29 protein-coding genes are annotated in these 25,511 nt (G+C 64.1%); 7 read left to right on the plus strand and 22 right to left on the minus strand.

Translation table 11 applies throughout. From position 1 onward, the window contains the following. The first annotated feature begins 9 nt into the window (after nucleotides 1–9). Both ACM9ME_RS04190 and ACM9ME_RS04195 read left to right on the plus strand, forming a co-directional pair. Nucleotides 10–576: a Maf family protein gene (locus tag ACM9ME_RS04190; protein ID WP_415642184.1), complete on the plus strand. Its 567-nt coding sequence runs from the start codon at nucleotides 10–12 to the stop codon at nucleotides 574–576. A gap of 1 nt (nucleotide 577) precedes the next feature. After that, entirely contained in the window at nucleotides 578–1,447 is an 870-nt protein-coding gene (locus ACM9ME_RS04195) for a ribonuclease (RefSeq protein WP_415642185.1), read from the plus strand. Here the strand turns inward: ACM9ME_RS04195 and ACM9ME_RS04200 are convergent. From ACM9ME_RS04200 to ACM9ME_RS04270, 15 genes are all read right to left on the minus strand, one after another. Beyond that, nucleotides 1,420–2,655 (minus strand): O-antigen polymerase, encoded by a 1,236-nt coding sequence (locus ACM9ME_RS04200; RefSeq protein WP_415642186.1) that lies wholly within the window; start codon nucleotides 2,653–2,655, stop codon nucleotides 1,420–1,422. The two genes, ACM9ME_RS04195 and ACM9ME_RS04200, sit on opposite strands and share 28 nt — an antisense overlap. After that, entirely contained in the window at nucleotides 2,652–3,728 is a 1,077-nt protein-coding gene (locus ACM9ME_RS04205) for a nucleotidyltransferase family protein (RefSeq protein ID WP_415642187.1), read from the minus strand. Before ACM9ME_RS04205 ends, ACM9ME_RS04200 begins: the two co-directional genes overlap by 4 nt. Next, nucleotides 3,725–4,705 carry an acyltransferase family protein gene (locus tag ACM9ME_RS04210; RefSeq protein ID WP_415642188.1) on the minus strand — a complete coding sequence of 327 codons (981 nt, stop codon included), beginning with the start codon at nucleotides 4,703–4,705 and terminating at the stop codon, nucleotides 3,725–3,727. Before ACM9ME_RS04210 ends, ACM9ME_RS04205 begins: the two co-directional genes overlap by 4 nt. Further along, nucleotides 4,705–5,565, minus strand: a complete 861-nt coding sequence (locus ACM9ME_RS04215; protein WP_415642189.1) for a sterol desaturase family protein — start codon at nucleotides 5,563–5,565, stop codon at nucleotides 4,705–4,707. Before ACM9ME_RS04215 ends, ACM9ME_RS04210 begins: the two co-directional genes overlap by 1 nt. 22 nt (nucleotides 5,566–5,587) lie before the next feature. Continuing rightward, nucleotides 5,588–6,631 carry a hypothetical protein gene (locus ACM9ME_RS04220; protein ID WP_415642190.1) on the minus strand — a complete coding sequence of 348 codons (1,044 nt, stop codon included), beginning with the start codon at nucleotides 6,629–6,631 and terminating at the stop codon, nucleotides 5,588–5,590. Nucleotides 6,632–6,639: 8 nt separating this feature from the next. Then, nucleotides 6,640–7,140, minus strand: a complete 501-nt coding sequence (locus ACM9ME_RS04225; protein WP_415642191.1) for a S24/S26 family peptidase — start codon at nucleotides 7,138–7,140, stop codon at nucleotides 6,640–6,642. Beyond that, nucleotides 7,137–7,847 (minus strand): DUF455 family protein, encoded by a 711-nt coding sequence (locus ACM9ME_RS04230; protein ID WP_415642192.1) that lies wholly within the window; start codon nucleotides 7,845–7,847, stop codon nucleotides 7,137–7,139. Before ACM9ME_RS04230 ends, ACM9ME_RS04225 begins: the two co-directional genes overlap by 4 nt. After that, on the minus strand, nucleotides 7,844–8,647 hold the full coding sequence (locus tag ACM9ME_RS04235) for a DUF455 family protein (RefSeq protein WP_415642193.1): 804 nt from the start codon (nucleotides 8,645–8,647) through the stop codon (nucleotides 7,844–7,846). The genes ACM9ME_RS04230 and ACM9ME_RS04235 overlap by 4 nt, the downstream gene beginning before the upstream one ends. Next, nucleotides 8,644–9,177, minus strand: coding sequence for a hypothetical protein (locus ACM9ME_RS04240; RefSeq protein WP_415642194.1), 534 nt, complete (start codon nucleotides 9,175–9,177; stop codon nucleotides 8,644–8,646). The genes ACM9ME_RS04235 and ACM9ME_RS04240 overlap by 4 nt, the downstream gene beginning before the upstream one ends. Further along, on the minus strand, nucleotides 9,174–10,220 hold the full coding sequence (locus ACM9ME_RS04245; protein WP_415642195.1) for a hypothetical protein: 1,047 nt from the start codon (nucleotides 10,218–10,220) through the stop codon (nucleotides 9,174–9,176). Before ACM9ME_RS04245 ends, ACM9ME_RS04240 begins: the two co-directional genes overlap by 4 nt. A gap of 52 nt (nucleotides 10,221–10,272) precedes the next feature. Then, nucleotides 10,273–10,437, minus strand: a complete 165-nt coding sequence (locus ACM9ME_RS04250) for a hypothetical protein (protein WP_415642196.1) — start codon at nucleotides 10,435–10,437, stop codon at nucleotides 10,273–10,275. Nucleotides 10,438–10,476: 39 nt separating this feature from the next. Next, the gene (locus tag ACM9ME_RS04255) at nucleotides 10,477–10,746 is read right to left on the minus strand and encodes a PqqD family protein (RefSeq protein WP_415642197.1); all 270 of its coding nucleotides are present in this window, start codon (nucleotides 10,744–10,746) and stop codon (nucleotides 10,477–10,479) included. Between the two features lie 62 nt (nucleotides 10,747–10,808). Next, nucleotides 10,809–11,399 (minus strand): flavoprotein, encoded by a 591-nt coding sequence (locus tag ACM9ME_RS04260; protein ID WP_415642198.1) that lies wholly within the window; start codon nucleotides 11,397–11,399, stop codon nucleotides 10,809–10,811. Between the two features lie 11 nt (nucleotides 11,400–11,410). Continuing rightward, entirely contained in the window at nucleotides 11,411–13,321 is a 1,911-nt protein-coding gene (gene asnB, locus ACM9ME_RS04265) for an asparagine synthase (glutamine-hydrolyzing) (RefSeq protein WP_415642199.1), read from the minus strand. After that, nucleotides 13,305–14,135, minus strand: a complete 831-nt coding sequence (locus tag ACM9ME_RS04270) for a formyltransferase family protein (RefSeq protein WP_415642200.1) — start codon at nucleotides 14,133–14,135, stop codon at nucleotides 13,305–13,307. Before ACM9ME_RS04270 ends, asnB begins: the two co-directional genes overlap by 17 nt. A 110-nt stretch (nucleotides 14,136–14,245) precedes the next feature. Between ACM9ME_RS04270 and ACM9ME_RS04275 the strand changes: the two genes are divergently transcribed. Next, complete coding sequence (locus ACM9ME_RS04275) at nucleotides 14,246–15,178, plus strand: sterol desaturase family protein (RefSeq protein WP_415642201.1); 933 nt, start codon at nucleotides 14,246–14,248, stop codon at nucleotides 15,176–15,178. Here ACM9ME_RS04275 and ACM9ME_RS04280 read toward each other — a convergent pair. Genes ACM9ME_RS04280 through ACM9ME_RS04295 form a run of 4 tightly spaced genes read right to left on the minus strand, consistent with a single transcriptional unit; the run spans nucleotide 15,175 to nucleotide 19,438 of the window. Continuing rightward, entirely contained in the window at nucleotides 15,175–16,245 is a 1,071-nt protein-coding gene (locus tag ACM9ME_RS04280; protein WP_415642202.1) for an aspartyl protease family protein, read from the minus strand. The genes ACM9ME_RS04275 and ACM9ME_RS04280 overlap by 4 nt on opposite strands. Continuing rightward, nucleotides 16,232–16,573, minus strand: a complete 342-nt coding sequence (locus tag ACM9ME_RS04285) for a DUF1801 domain-containing protein (protein ID WP_415642203.1) — start codon at nucleotides 16,571–16,573, stop codon at nucleotides 16,232–16,234. Before ACM9ME_RS04285 ends, ACM9ME_RS04280 begins: the two co-directional genes overlap by 14 nt. Before the next feature lie 10 nt (nucleotides 16,574–16,583). Further along, nucleotides 16,584–18,647: an amidohydrolase family protein gene (locus tag ACM9ME_RS04290; protein ID WP_415642204.1), complete on the minus strand. Its 2,064-nt coding sequence runs from the start codon at nucleotides 18,645–18,647 to the stop codon at nucleotides 16,584–16,586. Beyond that, nucleotides 18,644–19,438 (minus strand): SDR family oxidoreductase, encoded by a 795-nt coding sequence (locus tag ACM9ME_RS04295; RefSeq protein WP_415642205.1) that lies wholly within the window; start codon nucleotides 19,436–19,438, stop codon nucleotides 18,644–18,646. The genes ACM9ME_RS04290 and ACM9ME_RS04295 overlap by 4 nt, the downstream gene beginning before the upstream one ends. 71 nt (nucleotides 19,439–19,509) lie before the next feature. Between ACM9ME_RS04295 and ACM9ME_RS04300 the strand changes: the two genes are divergently transcribed. The 4 genes from ACM9ME_RS04300 to ACM9ME_RS04315 are packed head-to-tail and all read left to right on the plus strand — an operon-like array spanning nucleotide 19,510 to nucleotide 23,858. After that, nucleotides 19,510–20,322 (plus strand): ATP-binding cassette domain-containing protein, encoded by an 813-nt coding sequence (locus ACM9ME_RS04300; RefSeq protein WP_415642206.1) that lies wholly within the window; start codon nucleotides 19,510–19,512, stop codon nucleotides 20,320–20,322. A 50-nt stretch (nucleotides 20,323–20,372) separates the two neighbouring features. Next, nucleotides 20,373–21,812, plus strand: coding sequence for an ABC transporter permease/substrate-binding protein (locus tag ACM9ME_RS04305; RefSeq protein ID WP_415642207.1), 1,440 nt, complete (start codon nucleotides 20,373–20,375; stop codon nucleotides 21,810–21,812). Beyond that, nucleotides 21,809–22,810 carry a UDP-glucose 4-epimerase GalE gene (gene galE / locus ACM9ME_RS04310; RefSeq protein ID WP_415642208.1) on the plus strand — a complete coding sequence of 334 codons (1,002 nt, stop codon included), beginning with the start codon at nucleotides 21,809–21,811 and terminating at the stop codon, nucleotides 22,808–22,810. Before ACM9ME_RS04305 ends, galE begins: the two co-directional genes overlap by 4 nt. Next, complete coding sequence (locus tag ACM9ME_RS04315; RefSeq protein WP_415642410.1) at nucleotides 22,770–23,858, plus strand: hypothetical protein; 1,089 nt, start codon at nucleotides 22,770–22,772, stop codon at nucleotides 23,856–23,858. Before galE ends, ACM9ME_RS04315 begins: the two co-directional genes overlap by 41 nt. Here ACM9ME_RS04315 and coaD read toward each other — a convergent pair. From coaD to ACM9ME_RS04330, 3 genes are read right to left on the minus strand one after another with little or no spacing between them, the layout of a single operon-like run. Further along, the gene (gene coaD / locus ACM9ME_RS04320) at nucleotides 23,855–24,337 is read right to left on the minus strand and encodes a pantetheine-phosphate adenylyltransferase (protein ID WP_415642209.1); all 483 of its coding nucleotides are present in this window, start codon (nucleotides 24,335–24,337) and stop codon (nucleotides 23,855–23,857) included. The two genes, ACM9ME_RS04315 and coaD, sit on opposite strands and share 4 nt — an antisense overlap. Further along, nucleotides 24,334–25,251: a polyprenyl synthetase family protein gene (locus ACM9ME_RS04325; protein WP_415642210.1), complete on the minus strand. Its 918-nt coding sequence runs from the start codon at nucleotides 25,249–25,251 to the stop codon at nucleotides 24,334–24,336. The genes coaD and ACM9ME_RS04325 overlap by 4 nt, the downstream gene beginning before the upstream one ends. Beyond that, nucleotides 25,241–25,480, minus strand: a complete 240-nt coding sequence (locus ACM9ME_RS04330; protein WP_415642211.1) for an exodeoxyribonuclease VII small subunit — start codon at nucleotides 25,478–25,480, stop codon at nucleotides 25,241–25,243. Before ACM9ME_RS04330 ends, ACM9ME_RS04325 begins: the two co-directional genes overlap by 11 nt. Between the last annotated feature and the right edge of the window lie 31 nt (nucleotides 25,481–25,511).

Consider the following 25,511-nt stretch of genomic DNA (forward strand, 5'->3'; position numbering starts at 1 on the left):
ACGCGGCGGATGCTCATTCTCGCTTCCGCCAGCCCGCGCCGGCTCGCTCTGCTCGCGCGCATCGGCGTGACGCCCGACGCGGTCGATCCGGCGGATGTCGATGAAAGCGTGCTTAAGGACGAAGCCCCGCGCGACCACGCCCGGCGTCTGGCCCGCGACAAGGCCGTGGCGGTCGCTGCCCGCCACCCCGGCAAGATCGTCCTCGCCGCCGACACCGTGGTCCATGCCGGGCGCCGCATCCTGCCCAAGGCGGAGGACGAGGCGACTGCGCGCGCGTGCTTGCACTTATTGTCCGGTCGCCGCCACCGCGTGCTGACCGCAGTCGCGGTCATCGACGCAGGCGGCAAGTTGCGCGAGCGGCTGTCCGAATCTTTGGTCACGCTCAAGCCACTGACTGCGCGCGAGATCGACGCCTATGTCGCGTCGGACGAATGGCGCGGCAAAGCGGGCGGCTATGCGCTGCAAAGCTATGCCGAAGCGTTTTGCCGCGAGTTTCGCGGATCGCATTCGGGTGTGGTCGGGCTGCCGCTGTACGAAACGCGCAACCTGCTTCTCGCCAGCGGGCTGAGCCTCTGACATGGCCGCCTGGCTGGTCGAGGAAACCCCCGAAGTCGACCGCGCAATCCTGATCGATGGCGACCGGATTCTCGCCGCGCACATCGCGCTCAAGGGCGACGATCATCCGCGATTGGGGGCCGTCCTCGCCGCGCGTTGGCACAGCCCGCAACGCGTCAACGCCGGCGAACGCCCCGCCGCCGCGATCCTGATCGACGAACATGACAACCAGCTTTATTTGCCGCGCCCGCCGGCCGGCGCCGGGCCGGGCACCAGGCTTACCGTCGAAGTGGTGCGCGAAGCCGTCTGGACCCCGCGCTCGCACAAGCTCGCCAAGGTTCGCGTGACGGACGCCGCCGCCGCCGCAGTACCCTCGCTCCCCGCAATCCTCGCCGCGCCGATCCTGTCACCGTACCAGCCCGACGCTTTAGAAGCCGCGGGCTGGACCGAATTGCTCGAGGAGGCCGAATTGGGCCGCGTCGATGGCGACGGCGTGCGGCTATGGCTCGACGCGACCGAAGCGATGACGTTGATCGATATCGACGGCACGCTCCCGCCCGAAGACCTGGCCGTCGCGGGCGCAACGCTCGTCGCGCGCACCATCCGGCGCCTGGATATCGGCGGATCGATCGGGATCGACTTCCCGACTGTCGCGTCAAAATCCGCGCGTCTCGCCGCCGCCGACGCATTCGATGCGGCGATGACCGATGCGTTCGCCAGTCCGTTCGAGCGCACCGCGATCAACGGCTATGGCTTCATGCAGGTCATCCGCCCGCTGCTGCGCCCATCGATCATGGCGATCATGCGCTCTCGTCACGCCCAGCACGAACACGCCCGCCGCACCCACCGCGCCGAATATGACGGCTATTTGTCCGCCATGCCGCGACGCTGACCCAACATACAGGCGATCACCAGCCAGCCGTGCGTCACCAGCCCGTTGGCCAGCGCAATCGGTGTGTTCGACGTGCTGAACATGATGCCGGTGATGACGAACGGCTCGGCCAATGCCCAGCCCGAATTGGTCGCCGCGTTGCGCCACGCCAGTCCGGCGACATAACCCCAGCCCATGCAAATCACCGGTCCGGCCCAGCGAAAATCGATATAAAGCGATCCGAAAGCCGAGGGCAGCAGCCCATAAACGCCAATGTCCTTCAGCGCCCTGAAGTCGCGGACCATCAGTGCGGGATCCACGCGGCGGACGATAGCGACGATCAGATCCGCGCCATTGACACCCCACTGCATCGGCCCGGCATAGGCGGTGAAGATGGTATTGGAGACAACCAGGCCTTGGACGAAATACCATCCGGCCATGAAGAGCAGGAACGTGCCGAACGGGCCGAGCAAGGCAGTCCATATCGGTTGCGCCGCCATGCGCACCCCCCAGTCTTGCGGCGCGTGGGCGAGCAAGCTTGGCACCCCGCCCGACCGGGCGGCGCGAACCGCGAAGATGCGCGCGAAATAGATCAGCGCAGCCACGGCACCGACACTTCCGCCGGCGGCGATCCAGCCCCGATTCGACAACGGTCCGGCTCGCCGGACGAGCAGGCTGACCAACCCGATCACCATCGTATAGACCAGCGGCCCCCCGCCGCCCGTTGCGATTGATGCGGCCACCGTGGGCAGTATTGCGAACAATGCGAGCCGGAACATGCCGATGGACCGGCTGAGGACGATCTGCCGTGCGAGATACACGAAGCTCGCCGGATAGGTCAGGAACGCCAGCTTGTACGCCAAACTGCTGCTCGACGACCGACCGAAGAACAAATCCTGCGACACCTGCGCACGCCACACAGAGCGCGCGGGCAGATTAAGCGGCCCGCCGATCATGATATCGACCGCGAATGCGCCAATGGCGATCAGTGCGACAGCGGCAAGCAGCCGATCCACGAACAGCGCGTCAGTCTGGGGTAACGGCCGGGCAGCGATCCGAACGCCCCGCGAGAGCCATGTGCCGAGGCAGAAGCTGGCCAGAAACAGTCCGAGCACCGCCAAGCCATAAAGCGATAGTGGTCGCGTCAGGCGCATCGGCAGGACGCCGAGCAACAACAGCCACGCCGTGGCCCACACCCCAAGCATAAGGATGGCGGGATGCCGCATCATCCGCCGGACGCTCCACGAATACGCGGCGGAACGACCATGCCCGCCCGCCGTGCGCGCCGTTCGTACATGCGGCCCTTGGCTTCCTGCCAGGCCGCAACGACGGGCAACGCCAGCCGCCGCCACGGGCTGTCGATGAGATTCAATTTAGTCTGCACCTGCATCGCTCGATTTCTGTGACCATCCAGCCCGTGGAGCACATGCGCGCGCAATCTGTCGCGACCGCGCGGCGTCAGCAACGTGTCGATCGCGGCGACTACGGCATCCCCCGCAACGGATGGAAATAGCCGCCGATGCAGCTCAAGCGCCCCGAACAACGCGCGCTGGATTTGCCACTGCTTCGCGCGGGCCACGCATAACGGCAGGAGGTCGTTATGGCCTTCGATCAACAGGTGGAAATCGACATGGCGGATCAATTTCGAGGCGAATTCGTCCTTGGCCAGCTCGAATGCCTGAGCGAGGATCGCGTCAGCGCGTGAAAACCGCCACAAATTAAGGCCGTCCCCAACGAACGTTTCGCGCCGCTGCATCAGGCCAGCATAATCGATGGTATTGCGGACCGGCTGGGCGAAGCTTTGATGCAGTTCGACGTGCACCTCCCCGAACATGATCGAAGCCTCGAAATGGTCGGGCGAAAACGGTGCGCCATGCGCCCCGCACTTGCGGTCGTGACCGTGAGCGGCGAGCCGGTCGAGCAATTCCGCAAACCGCTCCCGCGGCACCAGCACGTCGAGATCGCTCATCGGGCGCAGCGCCGGATCGGGATAGAGGCGGTGCTGGAAATCGCTGCCCTTGTAACAGGTGAACGCATCCGCCCCGACGATCTCCGCCAGCCGGGGCAGTGCGGCGCGACTGAGGTCGTGGCGCTTGCGATAGATTGCCGCCCAGGCACGATGTCGCGATTTGGCAGCTTCGAGGCTGTCCGGAAGACCGCCCGCCACCATCAGCAGCGGCAGCAGGCCGTGATCGTTGGCGGTGACAAAGAACAGCTTGGCCTCATCGTCACTCAGAGGCGGCCACGGCGTCCCCGACGCACGCTGCCAGACCAACGGCCAGAGTTCGTCAGGCAGGTTCACGCCAGCGTCAGTGCAGGTCGCGTCACGAAGCGGTTCAGCGCCCAGGCCAGCGGCACTGCCAGCAATATCGACCCGGCAATCGCCAGCAAACGCGCGTCGATCCGCGCATAATCGATCGCAAAGCGTGATGCGGCGAGCAGCGGCGGGAAGACCAGCCACAATTCGTAGGCCAGCAGGCCAATGGGTGCGAGCGCCGCAAACCACGCCCGGCGCGCGTGAACCACCGCCAGGAACAGCAGGATTGCGCCGCAAAACCCGAGCGCTTGGCCGATCCACAACTCACCCGCGCCCCACGCGACGCTCCACGCCAGACGGCAGACGAGCAAGGTCGCGACGACAAACAACAGCGTACCGGTCTTGCCGGGCGACCCCGCCAGCCGCGCCCACGCACCGAAATGCGCCAGCGCCAGCCCCAACACGATGCGCACCGGGAAATGCACATGCCACCACCGTCCGACGACGATCATCACGGCCATCGCCACGAACAACATGACGATCGCCACCCCCAAGCGCCGCCGGGACAGCGCGAAGGGCGGGATCAGGCACAGCGCATAGAACAACAACACTATGGTGACGATGCCATGGATCGACGCGAAGGTCGGCTGCACGACCGGCACGTGCAGCAGCGCGAGCGTCCGCAGTAGCGCCGCCAATGCCGGCGGCTGGCCCAAAGCGGCGGACAACGCCCATCCCAAAACGGCGACGACAAGGAATGCGGGAAAGAGTCGTCCGAACACGCGGTGGACAAAGCCGCGCCAGCCATCGCCGCGGGACGCCAGCCAATATCCGGCGAGCAGCCAGAAAAGTGCCGATCCCATGACCCGCAAGTCGCAATCGTAAACCAGTATGCGCGGCAGCGTTTCCGGTGCCTGATCCCATTGTCCATAAATCAGGAACTCGAGGCAAATCTGGGTGCCCACGAGCAGCGCTGCCAGTCCACGCAGCCCTTCGAACCGCGCATCGCGGGCTGCCGGCATCAGGCGCTGGTGGACGGCGCCGGATCGGGCAACGGCGCGCCACGTCCGCGCCACCGCGTCCAGATCGAGCGGAACGGGTGCAGCAACTGCCCGATGAAACTTTCCGGAATTTCGGGACCATCGACGCCATAGACCGTCGGTGCGGGCAGCTTGCGCTCGGCGGTCCCGAACAAATCGTCCCAGAACGAAAACAGCATTCCGTAATTGGTGTCGTGCAGCTCGGCGGCGCGGGCGTGGTGCTTGCGGTGGAAGACCGGACTGACGAATACCCGGCCCAGCCGCCCGTAATGCCAGTCCCATTCGGAATGCTGAATCAGCAACAGCCACGCCATGATGAAATCGAGGGTGATCCACGTCGTCACCGTCGTCCCCAAAATCTGGAACGGGATGAACAGCCACAGCCTCAGCAGCGTCTCATCGACCATGTGGAACCGGTAATTGGTCACTGCGGTCAGCGATTGCTGCGAATGATGGATCGAGTGGAATTCCCACAGCATCCAGTGCGAATGACGCCAGCGGTGGCTCCAATAACCGACGAAATCCGACGTCGCGATCATCGCCACCATCTGCAGCCAACCGGGCATCGCATAGAGCAGGTTCAGTTGCAGCCCGGGGGTGTAGCGGGCCACCAGCCCCGTCAGCGCGACATAGATCCAGGTGAAGAACAGGATATGATAGAAGCCGCCGTAATAAAACACGAAGTAGAGCAAATCGAGGCGGAAGCTTTTGCCGCCATAACGCACCCGCCAGTTCCGGCGGCGCGCGACTTCGAGCAGAATCGTCACCGCAAGCACCAGCCCCAATTTGGCGTAATCGCGCAACGCGCTGGCGCTGAGCAAATGCACTTCAGCGCGGGACAAGAGCCAATGCAGCCGCTCCATATCAGCGGCCCACGAGGTGCGGCAGGATCGTGCTGCGCGCATGTTCACGCCGGAACGACCAGATCAGCCCGTCGAGATAGAAATGCTCGAACGCGATAAGGAGGTAGAGTGCGTTCCACCACGTCATCGTGTCGGTCGCGCTGGCGACATCGCGGAGGAACGAAAAGCTGTAGCCGACCACAATCAGGATCGGCACGAGGATGACCAGCTTTGCACTCATTCCCGCCAGCAACTGAGGCGCGCCGCCCGCGGCACCCGCAAATTTCCGGCGATGAAGCAGCCATACCAGCGCGAGATACTGCACATAATGCGGCAACAGCATGATGAGCGTGGCGTAATTGGAATCGCGCATCAGGAAATAGGGGTAGAAGAACACTAGGCCGGTGATCAGGAACAGCGCTTCCGGCAGGCCCACCGCCTCGCGCCGCCGCACGAGGGCGACGATCAGGCGCAGCACGGTCAGCCCTGCGGCAATCCCCGCCGCCCATGTCACCGCGTGTACGAAGCCGGGCGAGATCAGGCCGAACAGCGCCGACACCTGATGATGCGTGCCGATATTCCACAGGCACAGAAACAGGCTGATGGCGATGATCGCGTCGTTCGCGGCGGACTTTTGCGAAGGGTCGCGCACGCCCGCACGTGTGCGATACAGTGACAATATGCCGCAATTCTGGCGCGCAACATGCCAAGTGTTCCAGAAGAACAGCATGAACTGCACGAAATAAGGCACCCCAATGGCGACCAGCGCGAGATAGACAGCGGCCAACACCACAGGCCCGGCATAAAATGCCACCCAACGCTGGCGGTGATATGCCCGGCTGTCTTCCCAGAAATAGAATGCCAGCGTCGACCAATAATGGCTGAACGCCAGCGTCAATGCGGCGACAATCGCGAGCAGCGGGATCTTGAAATAGACTCCGGCCATGATCGGCACGGTGACCAACGGTGCGGCGATCAACAGGAAGAAATCAAACGCAGGCGATTTGATCCAGCCGGCGGCGGCCACGCGTTCGGCGATGCTGGCGCGCAAGCCCCGTGGTGCCACGCTCGCCATCACGCACGCGCCCGGCGACGGAGATGCGCCAGAATCGCGACGGGACCGGCGGCGACGATATCGCGGCGGTGGTGCAGCCGCCGAACGCGTTGACGCAGCGTTGCTGCCTCGATCCGGTGCGGATCGAGCCAGAATTTTAATAACAAAGCGCGCAATACATCCGCTCGCCGCGCCGCCACATCGGTCAGCGTGCCGATGACTTGGCCGGACGCAATCGGGTCGTCGGGCAGCGCATTGGCATCCCCCCACGGCAGCAGCGTATCCGCCGTCCGCGCCGCGATACGGTGCACCGCGACCTGATTCTCCAAGACGAACAGGGCAACTTCGCCCACACACGGCTGCGTCCCGCACGCGATCGTGACCCGTGCACCCGGGGCGATGGCGGGTAGCATGCTGGTTCCCGAAAACTGCGTCTCGATCACTCTTTGCTCACGCCGCCACTGCTCGGCCACCACGCGCAGTTGCGCAGCGGACAACAGCGTATCGGCGGCGGCGATCACTGCCGCGCGACCATCGCGCGTGCGGTTTCGATTTCGTCGTCGTTGAACCCGGCCTCGCGGCGCAATTCCGCAGATACCGGATAGACTGTGACGTTGCCGCCGGAGATGACTTTGAACGCCCGGTCGGCATGGGCGATAGCGCGGGACAGGTCCATGATTGCCCGGCCGCCCTCACGCTCGATCAGCCGTTCGATCCAGACATTGGCGAAACGGACATGATGCACCTCGTCGGCGAGTTGCGCGTCGAACAGTCCAACGAATTCGTGATCGTCCTTCTTGCTGAACGAGGCGATGCCGTCCTGAATCGCGTCGATGCCGGATGCTTCGAAACTGCGATTTGCGACCGCCAGCCGCCCGATCAACGATTTGATCATGGTGATGATGCGGAACTGAAAATTGATCACCGGATAGCGCCCGACCGGGCAACCCCGTTTTTCCATCAGGCGGCGAAAGGCCATCGCATGCCGCGACTCGTCGGCGCACTGCTTGGCGATCTCCATCCGCAACGCCCAATCGGCTTCGGGAAAATCGGTCAGGTTACGCGCGGCGATTTCCAGGCTGTCGATCTCCTCGTTCATCTGCCGATGGAGGAACTCGACTTCATGTTCGGGATGGTCGGGCGGCAAATTGGCAAGCTCAACATGCAAATCGCGCACGTCGAACCGCGCGTCGCGGGCGGGGTTCGCAGCGAACAACTCAGGGCTCATGCCGCCAGCGGCTCCTGAACGAGCGTGCGGAAACCCGCCTGCGACAGGATTTCGTGAATTTCGTCGTCGCTGAATTCTGCCAGTTTGCGGTCGGCGACGTTGACCGCGGGAATGCGCTCTTCGGGCGATTGCAAAACGGTGCCGACCGCATTGACCTCACCGCCGTCGCGGATCTGGAACTTGGCATTGGCGGCCATCAGGAAGCGGACGGCGTGCGCCACCTTCATCAGCAGGCGACGATCGTCCGCCACCAGCTTCTTGATCCAGCGATTGGCGAAGCGGACGTGTTGAACTTCGTCGGCGAGGATCGCTTCGAGCAAGCAGGCGGTGTCCTCGTCGCCGCTGGCACGGACGTTGCGTGCGAGCCCGCCGACGACGTCCATTGCCCCTGCCTCCAGCGTCCTGTTCTGCGTCGTCAGCCGGCCGATCAGCGTGTCGAGCGCGCAGGTCACGCTCCATTCGAGCGTCGAGATGGGAAATTCACCCTTGTAACCGCCGACCTCAACGAGCCGCCGGTGCAGCGCGCGGACGTGCCGCGCCTCGTCCCAGCATTGTCGCGCCAGCTCCATGCGCAAGTCCCACGGCGCATCGGGAAACTCAGCGACGCACGCCGCCGCGATGTCGATGCTGGTCATCTCGTTGGTCATGTGCCGGTGCAGCGTTTCGCGTCGGGCGACGCCTTCGGTACCCAGATATTCGTGCATATCGGCGTCGCGGTAGACAATCTCAAAGCAGTTTTCCCGCGCGGGTTCCTCGCGCAGGGTCATGCCATCGACCTGGAAATAGCCGATCTCGGTCATGCCGCCATGTCCTGCGCGACGATCGGCCCGACCGTCGCTTCACGCGCCGCGAACGTCGCGCCGATGTCCGATGCCAGGCCGAGTTCGGCCATGAGCGCTGCGGCTTCGGCGCGCTGTCGCTCGAGTGTCAGGACAATCCGCTCGGCGAGGACGATGGTCGGTTCGTCGAGGATAGCATCGGTGGCAGCAACATAGACGCGATACCGCGCGATCAGCCCCGGCAGGACGCCATCGTACAATGCCGAAATGCGGTCGGCGACCGTTGCCGTGCCCGCCACTTCGGCGAGAAACGCCTGATAGGCGGTCGATGGCGGCACGGTATAATGTTCATGACGGCGCAGCTCGAACGTCCGCTTGCCGAGGATATCGGCCATCTGCGCAAAGTCCCAGATGTGGTGGCCGAACATCACCTTGGCTTCCATCTCGGCGGTGATGGGGGTCCAGCGCGCGGCAGTTTCCATCAGCCACACGCTGACATGGCGGAACGTGGCCACCGCGGTGCACCGCTCGCTAACACTCATCATCGTCATGCGATCACGTGCTCCAGATAGTCGGCGGTCTCGTCGGGACCGCCCAGCTTCAATTCATAAACCTTCGCGCGACCCAGCAGGCGCGTCAGGTCGAACACCCGCCGCCCGTGCGCGGCGTTCAGGAACGATCCCATCAACGGCTGCAACTCGGCGATCTCGCCGCGTCCGGGCGTGATGCGCTTGAGCATGGGCCGGTCGGCAAAACCGCGCAGAAAGACGATGTTGTCCAGCGGCACGGGGTACGGATCGCTGACCGGGAACAGCGTGTTTACGTCGAAGCGGACGAATCCCTCGTCCCGGATGCGTGCGTCGTGTTCGGGCTGCAGCGCGCGATTGACGGCGTCGCAGCGCGGTCCCGGCTTGATCCCGACGGGACGGCGAAACGGCACGATCTTGCCGGTAGCCGGCAGGTAGCCCGCCACCTCGTCGCTCAACAACATATGGCCACGAGCGGCGAGCGACAGTGCCGTGGTCGATTTGCCCCCGCCCGACGGCCCGACGAAAATCGTGCCCTTGCCGCCAATCCCCATCGCGGACGCATGAAAAAAGATCGCGTCATCGCGCAACCGCAAAAGCCGCCAGAACAGGAACCACATCAGCCCGGCGCGCCAATTACCGGTCAGCGCGAACAGACAGTCACGGTCTCGAAAGGCAAAGGCGGGAGTCGCCCCACCGCGCACCGCAACGCAGGTCCAACCGGGCTCGGCGCCGTCGATGGTCTCGAATGTCCCCTGCGCAAGGCTGGTGGCGAAGCGAAACTCCCCCCCGTCGAGCGGCAGCGTGTCGTCGCCCGAAAGCCGGAACCAGCCATAGTCGCCGCCACCGGCAGAAACGACATCGAGCTGCATGTCTGCGCGCTCGTTACTAGACCCCGCCACCGGCGGTGCAGCACCGAACATCGTGAAAAAATCGGCGAACAGTGCCTGATCGTCACTCGACACGGTAATCCGGCGATCGGCCATCACGACCGACGATGACCAGCGATATCCGATGGGCTTCGAACGCAGCGCATGCAGCTGCGCGGTCAAGTTGAGCGAGGGCATAGCGGCACTCCGCAGGCCGCGCCCGATCAGGCGCGGTGCGGGACGTCCGTCGTCAGCAGGAAGCGAGATTCCACCAGCCGCCCATCGACTGGGTGATCTGGAAGGAATTGAGAATGTCCTTCTCGCTCATCGCCTGGATGCGCGGCGTTTCGTAGTGCGGCAGCACCGCATCGTCGCTGTCGGTTGTCTCGATGCGATCGAACTGAGTCGTGTTCATGCAGCCCCCCTATGGCTCATCAAAAACCGTGACGATTGGCTAACGAACGGCCTCGATCAGGTCAAGCGACAGAAGTTCGCGAATGGCGGCGTCCATCTCTTCGCGCACCGGATGTGTCTCGGCGCCCGAAAAATGCCCTGGCAGAGTCGCCGCGATCTCCTCGACACCGCGTTCTCCGTCACAATGTTGCCAGACGTGCGCCATCGTCGAATTCATCACATAAAATTGTGATTTTTCATTGTCATAGAGCATGATTTCATCCTGCAACGGACTTTCGTCGATGCGCGGATTGCGGCGATAGATCGTCATTACTGCCCCCCAACCATTTCCGGAAATTGCCCGCGCAGCCGCCGCGCGTCAATTCATCTTGGTCATCCCCGCCGGGCGTGTCCCGCGCCGGCCGTCGCGCCCAATGCCGCGCGCATCTGCATCAACAGCGTCGGAATCGGGAATGGGCCGGTGAATTCGGCCATCCCCTCCCGTGTCGCAACCTCCATTGCCGGCAGCGGCGGCAGAACGGTGTACCCATCGTCCCGCAACGTCGCGACATTGCGGACGACGGCGGGGTGGTCGTTCATCGCCGGATTGGCGATCGGCATGAAAATCACCGGCACTTCGGCGGCGATGATCAGCGCGGAGACCAGTTCATCAGCGATGCCGTTGGCAACCTTTCCCAAAATGCTGACGCTCGCCGGATAGACCAGCACCAGATCGACGTCGCGGGTCAGTTCGATATGCGGCACGAAGACATGTTCGACGGTGTCGTCCATCTCGATGAACACTTTGTGGCGGCTCGCGACTTCGACGGCATAGGTCGAGACGATCCTCGCCGCTGCGCGGCTCAGCACCACCTGCACATCGTCGGCAAAGTGATGAAGCAATTGCAGGATGATGCGCGGCAACGTGTAAGCGTGATACGCCCCGGTGGCGCACAACAGAATCTTGCGCGCGCGCTTCGGCACGACCTCCATCTTTATCCCTCCACCCCGAAATGCTGCGCCCAGCGGCTAAGCATGAACAACCGCCACACCGCGCGGTAATCATGGTGACGGCCTTGTTCGAAGTCGAGGACGAAACGATCCGCCTGTTCCGCGTCGATCCAGCCCGCCGCCCGAAACTGTGGATCGGCCATGGCGTCGCGCACCAACGGACGAAGCGGACCAGCGAGCATCGCCGCGTCCGGGGTGCCGAACCCCATCCGGTCGGGCCGCTCGGTAATCATAGGTGGCACATGACGGCGCGCGACGTCCCGCAATACGCGCTTGCGATTTCCACGCGAAACCTTGTGATCTGCAGGCAATCCAAATGCAAACTCGACCAGCGCGCGATCGAAATAGGGCACCCGCGCCTCGACCGAATGCGCCATCGCGTTGCGGTCGGCATAGCCCAGGATAATCTTGGCATTGGCCCAGCGCACATCGAAATAAAGCTGCTGGTTGAGCGCCGACGGATCGCGCCCGCGCTCGACCTCCGCAAATCGTGCCGGGGCTGGCGGCGCGGCGACGATCCATGACAAGGGCCTGGGACGCCGCAGATACGGTTTGACGAACCAGTCGGTGAACAGTCCGATGGCCGACCGATGGTCCGCCCTGCCGATCGCGCGCAGTTCGCGCAGCGCGGCGCCGAACCGCCCTCGCTTGAGCAGGTCGCGGACCACGATCCGCTGATGATAGTGATAGCCGCCGAAGATTTCGTCCGCACCCTGCCCATCGAGCACCACCGTGGCACCGTGGCGGCGGCACAATTGGAACACGCGATATTGCGCAAAGGCCGGCATCGCCAGCGGGGGTTCTTCGAGCGCGCCCAGCACCGTATCGACGTTATCGGCGATCCATGCCGCGTCGAACCCGATTTCGTGATTCTCCAGCCCGTGGTGCGCGACCATCGCATCGACGAATTGCAGTTCGCAGGCCTCGGGTGCGGCCTCGCGATAGCCCAGCGAATACGTCGGCAATTTATGCCCCGCGCCGGCTGCCAGTCCGACAATGGTCGACGAATCGATCCCGCCCGACAGCAACGCGCCAACCCTCACATCGGCTTGCCGATGCGTCTCCACTGCGCGCGCGAGCAAGGTTTCCGCCTCAGCGACGGCGTCGGAATGGTCGACCGTTTGGGTCGCGCAAAAGTCCGACAGCCGCCAATAAGGGATCGGCTCGGGCGCAGCCGGTGCATCAATCGGCATCGCACACCAGCTTGCTGGCGGCAGCGCGTAAATTCCGTCGAAAAATGTTTCTTCGACAAACGGATAACGCTGCCCGCGCAGGAACATTTCGACCAAGGGCCGGTTGGCGCGCGGCGCTTCCTCCCGCGCCACGAGGATCTGTTTGACCTCGGAACCGACGATCAGCGCGCCGTGCCGGTCGATCGTCCAGAATAACGGTTTGATCCCGAACCGGTCGCGCGAGAGGATCAGCCGGTTGGCAGGCACATCGACCACGACGATCGCCCACATCCCCTCGAACCGCGTGAAACATGCGCTGCCCCATTCGCGATACGCCGCGAGGACCACTTCGCTGTCGCCCGAACCACGAAACTCGTGCCCGAGGCCGGTCAGCTGGGTTCGCAACATCTCGAAATTGTAAATCTCGCCATTGAAGGCGAGCCAGACATCTCCCGCCCCCATCGGTTGCGAAGCCGCCTCGCCCAGATCGCGTATCGCCAGCCGTCGAAAGGCCAGTCCGAGCTGGGCCGGACCGCTCGGCAAATCGTCGATCCGGTCGGCGTGCATCACAGTTCGCGCGTTCTGCGTCATAACGCCTTCGCCGTCCGGCCCGCGATGTGGAATCGCATTGTGCATCGCGCCCAGCCGTTGGACCAGGCCGGTCGATGCGCTCGGCTGGACGATCAGACTGATCCCGCACATCGCTTCAGCTTTCGCGCTCAATGGTCACGATCCCGTCGCTACAGTGGAGATCGTAACCCACCGTCACGTGGTCGATCCGTCCGGGCTGACAGACGTCCGAGTGCTTCCAGCCGATCGCCCGACCGCGAAGCGCGGGCGCACCATCGCTGTCGGCAATCAGCGCGTCATGCTGGTCGCCCAACCCGCTTAAGACATGCCAGACGCGCTCAGCAGGCCAAGTCGCAAATGGCACGCGCGCGAGCACGATGTCGGCGGCGGTGATCGTTGTCGCATCACTGCCGCCCTGCGCGCGACGCGGCACGTCACCCTCGGCGACCCGCGACAACAGATCGGCGACGAGCGCCGCTGCACGTTCGGCCAGTTCGAAATAAAGGTCGCGCGAAGCGCGACCACGCACCAACGGGATCACCACCTGCGCGGCGATGTCGCCGCTGTCCACGCCCGCGTCCATCCAGTGCACCGTCACCCCGGCGTCGGCATCATCATGCCAATAGGTCGAAAAGACCGGGTCGATCCCGCGATGACGCGGCAGCACCGACATGTGGACGTTGAGCGCGCCGACCCGGGCGCGTTGCAGCGCGGCGAGGGGCAGAATCTTCGGATAGGATGCGACGACGATCAGGTCGGGCGACAAGCATGCGGCCATGCCCTCCGCGGCCATCGGCCCGGCGACATCGCCCCAAACTCTGAATCGCAAAACGCGTTTCAGCCATGCGCGCAGGCCGCGCGCGGGCGTAACGATCGCGATCAAATCATGGTCGGCGGCGATCCGGCGCATCACGCTGTGCGACAGCGGGCTGCCGCTTGCGTACCCCAGGACGGACAGACGAGTCATCGAACGAAAGTCACCCTGCCCCCAGCTATGCCCGCGCATCTGTGCCCCGGCGAGGCGATTGACAATCCACCCACTCTGCCCGCATTTTCGCGCGCAGGGGGATTACGGCGATGACCTGGCCCGAATGGCCGACATGGGACGCGCTGTCGCACCGCGCATGGACCTATTTCATCGACGGGCATTTGTTGGGGCATTCGGGACGGATTACGCTCGCGATCTCACTGGTCATCCTTGCCGAGGCGATGGTGCGCGACTGGCCAAAGACGACGATGTACCGGCTGTTCGTCCGTCGCAGCGGTTCGGCGAAAGTCGATCTGTTTTACTACCTGCTGCAGATGTGCGGTCTGGGCCTGGTGCTCGAAATCCTGTTCACATCGGGGCTCGCGCTGGCCTGCTCGCGCGCAGCAGATGCGTTGTCCACGAAACTCGCCTGGGCCCGCATCACGCTTCCGGAGCATAACCTGCCCTGGTTTGTCGTGTCCTTCCTGATTTACTGGATCGTGTCGAACTTCTATTCCTACTGGATCCACCGCTTCTACCACCGCCCGATCCTGTGGCACGCACACCGGTTTCATCATTCGGCCGAAGAGCTGAACTTTCTCACCCGCTTCAGACTGCACCCGCTCGAGTCGCTGTCGCGGGTGTTCTACGTCGTGTCGCCGCTGGTGATCCTCGACGCATCGCCCAAAGTGCTGCTGGCGGTCACGATCGTTGGCGATACGGTGAATTTCCTCCAACATTCCGAATTGCCGTGGAAATGGGGGTGGATCGGTCGCTGGCTGTTCAGTTCTCCCGTGGTCCACCAGATCCATCACTCGATCGACGAGCGTCACCGAGACACCAACTTTAGCCTGTGCCCCCTGTGGGATCACGTCTTCGGAACCTGGTATCCGGGTGACGACACCGCAGTCGCTTATGGGATGAAGGACAGCGGCTATGAACGTCCGGTTCGCCAGATGCTGATCGATTCCCGCGCGCTCTATCTGCACCTGGCATCGTGGCTGTCGTCGCCGTTGAGGCGCCGCATTGCCGAACGCGCCTAGTTGCAGACTTGCTTATTGTCTGACGACACGCGCGTCAGCGTCGCTGAATAGGATGTGCTGATGACGATCCCGGTCGATGTGCATTTTTTCAGCTGAAACCGCACGCGACGCGCGTGGAAATCGAGGCTGATGCGGCGGAAGTTTTCGAGGATGTCCGTACCGAGCAGGAGCGACGGCTCTTTATCGAGCCCGAACACTTCGAACGGCGGCACGTCTGCAAAGGCGATCGGCACATCGTGCAGCGTAATCGACCCAAGCCGTAATTCGGCGATGCGCGCCAGTTGCAGATTGACCGTCACGCCGGTGACGCCCGTCACGCCGACCGTGACGATCCGCGACGGATCGCCGCGAATCAACTTATCGCGCAGCGCGATGTTGCCGATGGTGATTTCTGAACCCGTATCGACCACCGCTTCGACCGGCCGGCGGTTGGCGGTTACCTGGGTCAGGATCAACTGGCCACGCCGTCGTCGCGCGGTGACGACGATTTCGCCGTCCATCCTGGGGGCGGGCACCCGCGCATCCTCGACCTTGATGGTGCGCTTTTCGAAATCCATCATCAGCCGCTGTTCGACCAGCACGTCGATGCCGATCATGCCCTCGCCGCCCAGATCGCGTTCGTACAGCGCGGGCAGTTCCAAATTGCGGATGACACTGTCGCCCAATTGCAACTGATCGACCAGCACACGGAACACGCGTGTCGAATCGGTCATGCCGTTGAGGATCACCGGCGTACCCTGCGGCAACGCCTGGTCGCGCGCGATGCGGTTGCCGACGACCGAGCTGTCCGCCCCCGAATCGACGATGAAGTGATAGGGGCCTTTGCCGTTGACCATGACCTCGACGGTCATGCGCGTGCGCGCTTTGCGGGCGTCGATGTCCTTGCCGCCAATGGCCAGCGCATCATCGAATTGCGCCGGTGGCAGCGCGGGCATTTTCGCCGCCGGGTCGAGCGGCTTGCGCTTGGCCGAGACCGGAGTGGCGCCCCCGACGACCAACAGGACAAGCGCGACGATCGACACGACCGCGTGGAGGAGGCAATGTGTGGCCGGATCAGCTCTTTTCATTGGCCTTTGCCGCCATTTGAACCAGCGCCTTGAACGCGGACGCGTCCAGCGTCTCGCCTTCCCTGATGTCGATCGCGCGACGTGTTCCCGCATCCAGACTGGCGTTGAACAGCTTGCCCGGATCGGCGAGCGACGCGCCCTTGGCAAAGGTCAGCTTGACCTTGTTCTTATAGGTTTCACCGGTGAACAGGATGCCGCCCTGCTCCCACACTGGCACGCCGTCGGGGCGACCCGCCTTGGCCCATTTGCGCGTTTCTGAGACGCCCGGAAGCGCCTCCATCGTCAGCTTGCGGACCCAGGCGAGACTATCTTCGCGCCAATCGCTCATGCAAACAGGCTCATTCGAATTCGCCAGCGCGTTCGACATGCGATTGCTGGCGCGGTTCCACGCCGGCGGTTTTGGCGAGCGTCACCTTGGGCGCGGCGGCGAAGGGCTTGATCCCGAACTTCGGGTAGACCTCGTCCGGATAATAAAACACCCCGTCCTTCACGACCATTGCGATGCGTTTGATCGCTTTCAGGTCCTTGGTCGGATCGCCGGGCACGAGGAAGAAATCGGCATATTTGCCCTTGGCGACCGAGCCGAGCATCTGATCCCGACCGAGGTAGCGCGCGACATCGCCGGTCGCCCGCGCGAGAATCTGCGGCGGGGTCATGCCGAAGGTCTGGTACAGCTCCAGCTCGCGCCAATACGTAAAGCTGCCGCCCATGTCGGTGCCCGGCAACAATAGCGTGCCGTTGTCGTGGAACGCCTTCATGATGTCGACGAGCTTGGCCCAGGTCGCGTCGGCATTGGCGATGCCGCCAATCATTTCCGGGTTGGTCGCGGCTTTGCGCGAATCGCGCTGCGCCCCAATCGGCAGATGGTCGATCACGTCCGCCATCGCCGGGATCGGCTGGCCGTCGCGGCTTTTGAACAGCCATTCGTGGATCACCATCGTGTCGTCGAGCGGGGTGGCATGCTGCTTCATCAGCGCCAGCGTATGCTGGACGGGCGCAGAGTTGAGGTCGAGACCGGGCAGACGCTGCTGCGCGGTGATCCGGAACAGCGTGCGCGTGTCCTCGCCCGGCTTCAGCACCCATTGCAGCGCGACCTGGTTGAGGTGGGTCAGTTCGTCGTAACCTGCCTCCATCATCGCATCGGCATTTGTGAAGGCGGGGACGTGACCCGCGACGCGCAGGCCGAGCTTGTGCGATTCGCGGACGATGGCGGGCACCCATTTGGGGTCGATCGAATTGTATATCTTGGTCTGCCAATACCCCCGCGCGGCGTACCAGCGGACGCCATCGACGGCTTCCTTCTCGCTCGACGCGAGGATGCCGTTGGCGGCATTGTAGGGGCTCTTACCCTCCAAAAAACCCGAGCGGATGACACGCGGGCCGCCGATTTCGCCACGCTCGATGCGATCGACCAGATTGTCGAGAACTTCGTTATCATTGCCCATGTCGCGCACCGAAGTGACGCCTGCGATGAGGTTGAGCAGGGCTTCGGACTGGCCCAGATGCGCGTGCATGTCGGTAAAGCCGGGGACGATCGTCCCGCCTGCGCCGTCGATCGTGACTTCGCCGGGAGTGGAAGGCGAGTCGTCGGGCTGAACTGCGGCGATGGTTCGCCCGCGGACGATGACGGATTTCAGTTCGGTCAGCGACGCCGTCGCCGGATCGAACAGGCGGACGTGGCGGATGCGCACCGGCGCTTTGTAATCGTGCGCGGTGTCGCGCTGGATCGCAGCGTAACGGTCGGTCGACCATTTGGCGGCGAGTCCGCGCAGGCGGACCTCGTCGCCCTCATAGCCTTCGCGGATGACGAGCGAGCCGGGCGTGACATACGCCACCATCGCGCCCGACGCGTCGAGCAAGACGACATCGGGTTCGAGGTTGATGCCGCCGACGAAATAGGCGGTGGTCGGGATCACGCCGCCCTTGCCGGTCACCTCGACCGCTTCGCCCTTTTCGAGCTTCAGCGTACCGCCCGGCAATGCCGCGAGCGTGCCGCCGCGCTTGAGCAATTGCGTGGCGTAAAAACCAGTGTCCCACGGTGACGCGGTCTGGGTCACATAGGTCGCCGCACCTTTCGCGGACGCAGTGCCCTTGCCCGTCGCGTCGGTCCACGACGCCTTCGACCCGCGGCGTTCGTAATGTTCGAAAATCTTGCTGCCGAAGGTTGTCGCGCCGGAGACATCCCACATGACGGGCAAGCCGTCCGCGCCGAGCGTCACGACTTCCTTGACCGTCGGACCGCGACCGTTTTCCTTGACGTCGAAATCGACAGTCACGCGGTTGCCCTGCGTATCCGCCCAGACATGGCCGACGTTCACGCCCCCCGAAATGACGACATAGCGGTCGGCGGCGATGGCGATGCTCGACGTTGCGGCGAGCGCGAGTGCGATGATCGTTTTCATTTCGACGGTTCTTCCTTCGGTTCGACGAGCCCCTTGGGTAGCAGCCAGGGGGCGAAACGGGTGGCGAATTTGAGGCGGCGGGCGGTCTTCCCGACCATCGTGTGGACGCGCTTGCCTTGCGCCGCGTCCCACACCGCCTGCGCGACGTCTTCGACCGGCGTGAATTCGAGGCCCGCCTTCCGCACCGCGTCGCGGAACGACGAATTGGACGCGCGCGACGTCTGATCGAGCAACGGCGTGTCGATGAAACTCGGCATGATCGTCCGCGCCTTGATGCGGTCGGGTGCCCATTCGCGGTTCAGGCTCTCTGTCATCGCGCGTACGCCGAATTTGGTCGCGGAATAGCTGACCATGTTCGGCCCGGCATAAATTCCCGCCGCGCTGGACGTGGTGACCATCGCCGACGGCGCAGACGCCTTGAGATAAGGATGCGCCGCGCGCGCGCCCAGAATCGGGCCGGTGAGGTTGATCGCGATGACCCGTTCGATCTCGTCGACCGGCGCTTCGGCGATCGGACCGCCGGTGCCGATCCCGGCATTGTTGAAGAAGACGTCCAGCCGCCCGCCCGATTTTGCCGCAAAGTCGGCCAGCGCCTCGTCCCACGCCGCGGGATCGCGCACGTCCATGACATGTTTCGACCACATGTCCCGAGGCAGCATCGCGCCGGTTTCGTCGATACCCTTGGCGTTGATGTCCGCCAGCCCAACAAACCAGCCCTTCGCCGCGAACAGTTTCGCCGTGGCGCGGCCGATTCCGGAGCCTCCGCCGGTGATGAAAATTGCGTGGCGCATTGCGTCCCCTCTCCGCGCCCTTCACAAGCCAAAAGGTGGCGGAACGCAACCCCTCTGTCCGCTTTGCCGGCGTGACCAAGTTTTTTGGCGGCGTCGCGGCATTGAGCGGGATCGACCTGACCATCTGTCCCGGCGAGTTCGTTGCCCTGGTCGGCGGATCGGGTTCGGGCAAATCGACGCTGATCCGCACGATCAACCGGCTTATCGACCCCGACGCGGGTACCGCAACCGTCGCTGGTGCCCCCGACGATGTCACCGAATTGCGCCGCGCAATCGGTTACGTCATCCAGGATGTCGGCCTGTTCCCGCACATGACCGTCGGCGAGAATATCGCGCTCGGCCCGCGACTCGCCGGTCGGACCATCGATCCCGCCGAATGGCTCAGGCTGGTCGACCTGCCCGAAGATTTCATCGCCCGCCTGCCCGCGACGCTGTCCGGGGGCCAGCAACAGCGCGTCGGCGTGGCGCGCGCGCTGGCCACGGGTGCGAAACTGATGCTGATGGACGAACCGTTTGGTGCGCTCGATCCGGTGACGCGCGATGCGCTGGGACAGCGGGTGCGGAAACTGCACGACGATCTCGCCCTGACCACGATCATGGTGACGCACGACATGGCCGAAGCGTTATTATTGGCGGATCGGGTGATCGTACTCGACAAGGGCAAAATTGCCGCCGACGGCACGCCCGCACAATTGCTTGCGGGCGACGGCGGAGAGGTAGCACAGGCTTTGGTTGCGGTGCCCAAGCGGCAGGCTGCGGCCTTGGCGTCGAAAGAAGCGGGACCCAGACTCGGTGGCCGGGGGGACGAAAGTGTCTCTAATCAAAGTTCAGCTGTCACCCCGGACTTGATCCGGGGTCCTGCTTCTTCGGACCATAGCGACTGACTTGGTCGGAAGCCTTCACACGGCTGCCGCCGCTGCTCGCGCAGCACATATTGCTCAGCGCCGCCGCGCTGGCGTTGGCGCTGCTCATCGCCCTGCCCGCGGGGGTTCTCGCCGCCCGCCGGCCCGGTTTCGGCCGCGCGATCCTCGGCTTTGCCAGTTTCGTGCAGACCATCCCCGGTCTCGCTTTGCTCGCCTTGTTCTTCCCGATCCTGCTCTTCGTGCAAAAGGGCGGACTGCCGGTCTCACCACTCGGTTTTCTGCCTACCCTCCTCGCGCTGACGCTCTACGCGCTGCTGCCAATCGTCCGGAACACCGCCCTGGGCATTAGCGGCATCGGCAAATCGGTGAGCGAAGCCGCCGACGCGATGGGCATGACGGGATCGCAAAAGCTGCGGCTGGTCGAGGCGCCCCTCGCGCTGCCCAGCGTGATGGCGGGCATTCGCACCGCCGCGGTGTGGACGATCGGTGCCGCGACACTGTCTACCACCGTTGGCCAGCCGAGCCTTGGCGACATGATTTTCTCGGGGCTGCAGACACAGAATTGGGTGTTGGTCACGACCGGCTGCCTCGCCGCGGCGGCGCTGGCGCTGATCATCGACGGGCTGCTCGCGCTGGCGGAGCTCGGCGCGAAGGGGCGGCGCAAGTGGCTAACCTGGGGCGCGCTGGTGATCCTCGTGGCGGTGCCGCTGGCGCTGCTTGCCGTCCAAGGCCGTGCCGACCGGCGCATCACCATCGGTGCCAAAAATTTCTCCGAACAATTCATCCTCGCGCGGCTAATTGGGCATCGGCTCGAGGCGGCCGGGTACAAGGTCGCTTATCGCGAAGGGCTGGGTTCGGCGGTGATTTTCCGCGCGCTCAAAACCGGCGAGATCGACGTGTATGTCGATTATGCCGGGACGATCTGGGCCAATGAAATGCGCCGCAAGGATACGCCACCGCATGCCGAGATGGACCGGCTGATCGGCGTGTGGGCCGCCACTCAAGGCGTCGCCAGCCTGGGCTGCCTGGGCTTCGAAAACGCCTACGCCCTCGCGATGCGTCCGCGTCCCGGCGTGCGGACCATCGTCGATCTGGACGCCGGATCGCTGATTCTCGGCGCCGACCTCGAGTTCCTCGACCGGCCCGAATGGGCGGCGCTGAAAGCGGCCTATGGCCTCGACTTCAAGGCGACCCGCGCATTCGCCCCGACGTTCATGTACGATGCGCTGAAATCGGGCGACGCCGATGTGATTTCGGCGTTCAGCTCGGACGGGCGCATCGCGGCGGACGGGCTCACCGTCCTTGCCGACCCCAAGGGCGCGTTGCCCGGTTACGACGCGCTGTTGCTGGTCAAGGATCGGTCTTTGGTGCCGGTGCTTAAGCCGCTCGCCGGAGCGATCCCCGTCGATCTGATGCGCCGCGCAAACCTCATGGTCGATGGCGAGAAAAAGTCGCCTGACGAGGCGGCAGCTTGGCTCGAAAGGCAACTCGCCGCTAAAGTGCGGCTATGACCTCCCAAAAATTTCCCGTCCTCGTCACCGGCGGTGCTGGCTATATCGGCAGCCACGCCACGCTGGCTTTGCGCGAGGCAGGGTGGCCCGTCGTTGTGCTCGACAATCTTTCCACCGGGTTTCGTTGGGCAATCCCCGACGACGTAGCGCTGGTCGAAGGCAATATCGGCGACGCGGCCATCGTCGATTGCGTGCTGGCGGAGCACAAGATTGGCGCAATCCTGCATTTCGCCGGCTCGATCCTCGTTCCCGAAAGCGTCGCCGATCCGCTCAAATATTATGACAACAACACCGCCAGTTCGCGCATTTTGATCGAGCGCGCGGTCGCGGCGGGGGTGAAGCATTTCATCTTCTCCTCGACCGCGACGATTTATGGCGATGTCGAGCAGATGCCCTTGTCCGAAGACCTGCCGCCCAGCCCCATCAACCCCTATGGCACGTCCAAATGGATGACCGAGATGATGCTGCGCGACGTGTCCGCAGCGCATCCGATCAACCATGCGGTCCTGCGTTACTTCAACGTGGCCGGCGCCGATCCAGAAGGGCGCACTGGCCAGTCGACCGCAGGCGCGACGCACTTGATCAAGGTCGCTTGCGAAGCCGCCCTCGGCAAGCGCGACTCTGTGGCGATCTTCGGTGACGACTATGCCACCAAGGACGGCACGGGCGTGCGCGACTATATTCATGTCAGCGATTTGGCCGACGCCCATGTCGCGGCGCTCGACTGGCTGGTTGCCAATTCCCCGGACAATCTGCTCGCTAATGTCGGCTATGCTCATGGTGCGACGGTCAACGAAGTCCTTGACGCGGTCGATCGCGTCACGAACATGAAGATCGAGCGCCGTCTGCAAGGTCGCCGCGCGGGAGACCCCGCGGCGCTGGTCGCGGACAACAGCCGGGCGCTGAACGTACTTGGCTGGACACCGAAGCGCGACGATCTCGACGGCATTGTCCGCGATGCGCTGGCGTGGGAGCGCAAGCTCGCCGATCGGCGCTAATCCCTGCGCAAAACGGAGTGTTTCAGTTATTTACTCTGGACCGGACCAAATCTGGCCGGTCGCGGGGAAAAAACTGCATCAACAGAATATGTTTGCTCCTTTACCGGTTGGCGTCGAAGATATGCTGGCAATGAGCATCTCCTCGCCCGGTCTAACGAACCCGTCGGTGACGATCGTGGCCGCCACTTTGGCCGAGATTGACGAGCTAACGCGCGTGGTCGACGCCGCCGGTGGGCGCGTGATTGCCCGCCGGAACTTCGCCGAGCCACCAACGTCGCTGTCGTCGGATATCCTGCTGATCGATTTGGGGGACGCGAGCGCCGCGGAAGCCGCGGATGCGCTGCTGGTCGCTGATGCCGAGATCGCCGCTGCCGGGCCGGTCATCGTGAGAGCCTCGTTGCTGAACCTCGATGCGGTCGTTCATGCCTGCCCCGACGCGGATATCGTGATTGGCCGTGATTCCGTCGATCTGCATCTCGCCCTTGCCACCGCGACACATGGAAGGCGACGGGTTCCCAGCGCCGCGTTTGACGTCGCGTCCGACGAAGGGCTGCGGCTGCAAAGGCTGGCCGACGAAATCGCCCGGATTGCGCGAACTCTGGTGGAGTTGCCCGAGGGATTGGGACGCTCCGGCTTGAGCGGGACGCAGGGCGACGACGGCATCGACGATTCCGGTGGCCCCGTCGCATCCGCAGATCGCGCCATCACCGCCACCGAAGTTCGTGTCGTCATTCGTTTGCGGCGAATGCGCGAGAAGTTTTTCTCACCCGAACTCTTCGCCGATCCGGCCTGGGACATGCTGCTCGATCTTGCGGCGGCGCGGATCGAGCGGGTGCGCGTCGCAGTCTCGTCCCTGTGTATCGCCGCCGCGGTGCCGCCGACGACAGCACTCCGCTGGATCAAGGCGATGACCGATCGCGGCCTGCTGCGCCGCGTCGCCGATCCGCACGACGCGCGCCGGATTTTCATCCAGCTCTCGGACGAAGCGGCGATCGCGATGGAAAAATATCTGCTTGCGGCGCGAACAACCATGGCGCTGCCGATTTAGCGTCCGAGTTTCGCCCGCACTTCGGCGTCGACGGCAGCCGGCACGAACTTGCCGATCGCGCCGCCGTAGATCGCGATTTCCTTGACCAGGCGGCTGGCGATGGGCTGCAGCGCGACATCGGCCATCAGGAAGATCGTCTCGACTCGGTCGTTGAGCTGGCGGTTCATGCCCGTCAGTTGATATTCGTATTCGAAATCGGTGACGCCGCGAATGCCGCGCACGACCGTCGTCGCGCCGACGCTGTCGGCAAAATCCATCAGCAGGCTGTCGAAACTCACGACCTCGACCTGTCCAATGCCGGCAGTTTCGCGGCGGACCGTCGCCAGGCGTTCCTCGACGGTGAACATCGCGGTCTTCGACGCGTTGGTGGTGACGCCGACGATCAGGCGATCGACCAGCTTTGCGCCGCGGCGGATGATGTCCATATGTCCGAGGGTCAGCGGGTCGAACGTGCCGGGATAGACGCCGATCCGGTTCACCTGTCGCGGTCCACCGCATAGCGCGCGATGGCGCGGAGCAGATCGGCCTCCGCCCCCCATGATCCGAGGTGATTGACCGCCTGTTCGACCAGCGCATCGGCTTGCGACCGGGCGCGTTCGGGGCCGAGCAGCGAGAGGAACGTTGCCTTGCCCGCCGCAGCGTCCTTGCCCACCGCCTTGCCCACGGTGGCTTCGTCACCGGTCGCATCGATCAGGTCGTCGGCGATCTGGAATGCCAGCCCGATGTCGCGCGCATAAGCCTTGAGCGACGTCCGCACGTCCGGCGACACCCGCCCGAGCATCGCCCCCGCTTCGACCGAATAGGCGATGAGCGCACCCGTCTTCATCGCCTGTAACCGGGTGACGGCGGGCAGGTCGAAATTGGCACCGGGAGCGGCAATGTCCATCATCTGGCCGCCCGCCATACCCCCAGGACCGGCGGCGGTGGCGAGGCCCGCAATCAGTTCGCAGCGCACGAACGGATCGGGATGGGTCGCGGGATCGGCGAGCCATTCGAACGCCAGCGCGTGAAGCGCATCGCCTGCCAGCACCGCAATGCCTTCGTCGAACGCCTTGTGCACCGTCGGCTTGCCGCGACGGAGGTCGTCATCGTCCATGCACGGCAGATCGTCGTGGATCAGCGAGTAAACGTGAATCGCCTCGACCGCGCAGCCCGCGCGCAACGCTGCGGCCCGATCGACGCCGAACAATTGCGCGGTGGCGGTAACGAGCAACGGCCGCAGCCGCTTGCCGCCGCCGATCGCCGCGTGGCGCATCGCCCGATACAGCGGGGCGCGCGCGTCCTCCGGCACGGGCAGGAGGGCATCAAGCAGGGCGTCAACTTCATGCGCGATGTCGCGCAGCGCATCGTCGAGCGTCGGCTGGACCAAAGTCAGCGTCACGTCAGTCGCCATCGAACGGCATGGTGCCGGTGGGTCGCCCGTCGGTGCCGAGCGTGATCTTTTCGATCCGCGCCTGGGCATTCTTCAGGCGGGTTTCGCACTGGCGTTTCAGGCCCTCCCCCTCTTCGTAAAGCGCGATCGCCTTGTCGAGGGTTGCCTCACCCGATTCCAGCTCGCGCACGACCTGCTCGAGCCGCTTGAGCGCATCTTCGAAACTCAGCGTCGCAACGTCTTCGGCCATGCGTTTGTGATGGCGGCGCGGCGGGCGAAGG

The organism is Sphingomonas antarctica, assembly GCF_965137005.1.
Taxonomy (GTDB): domain Bacteria; phylum Pseudomonadota; class Alphaproteobacteria; order Sphingomonadales; family Sphingomonadaceae; genus Sphingomonas_O; species Sphingomonas_O antarctica.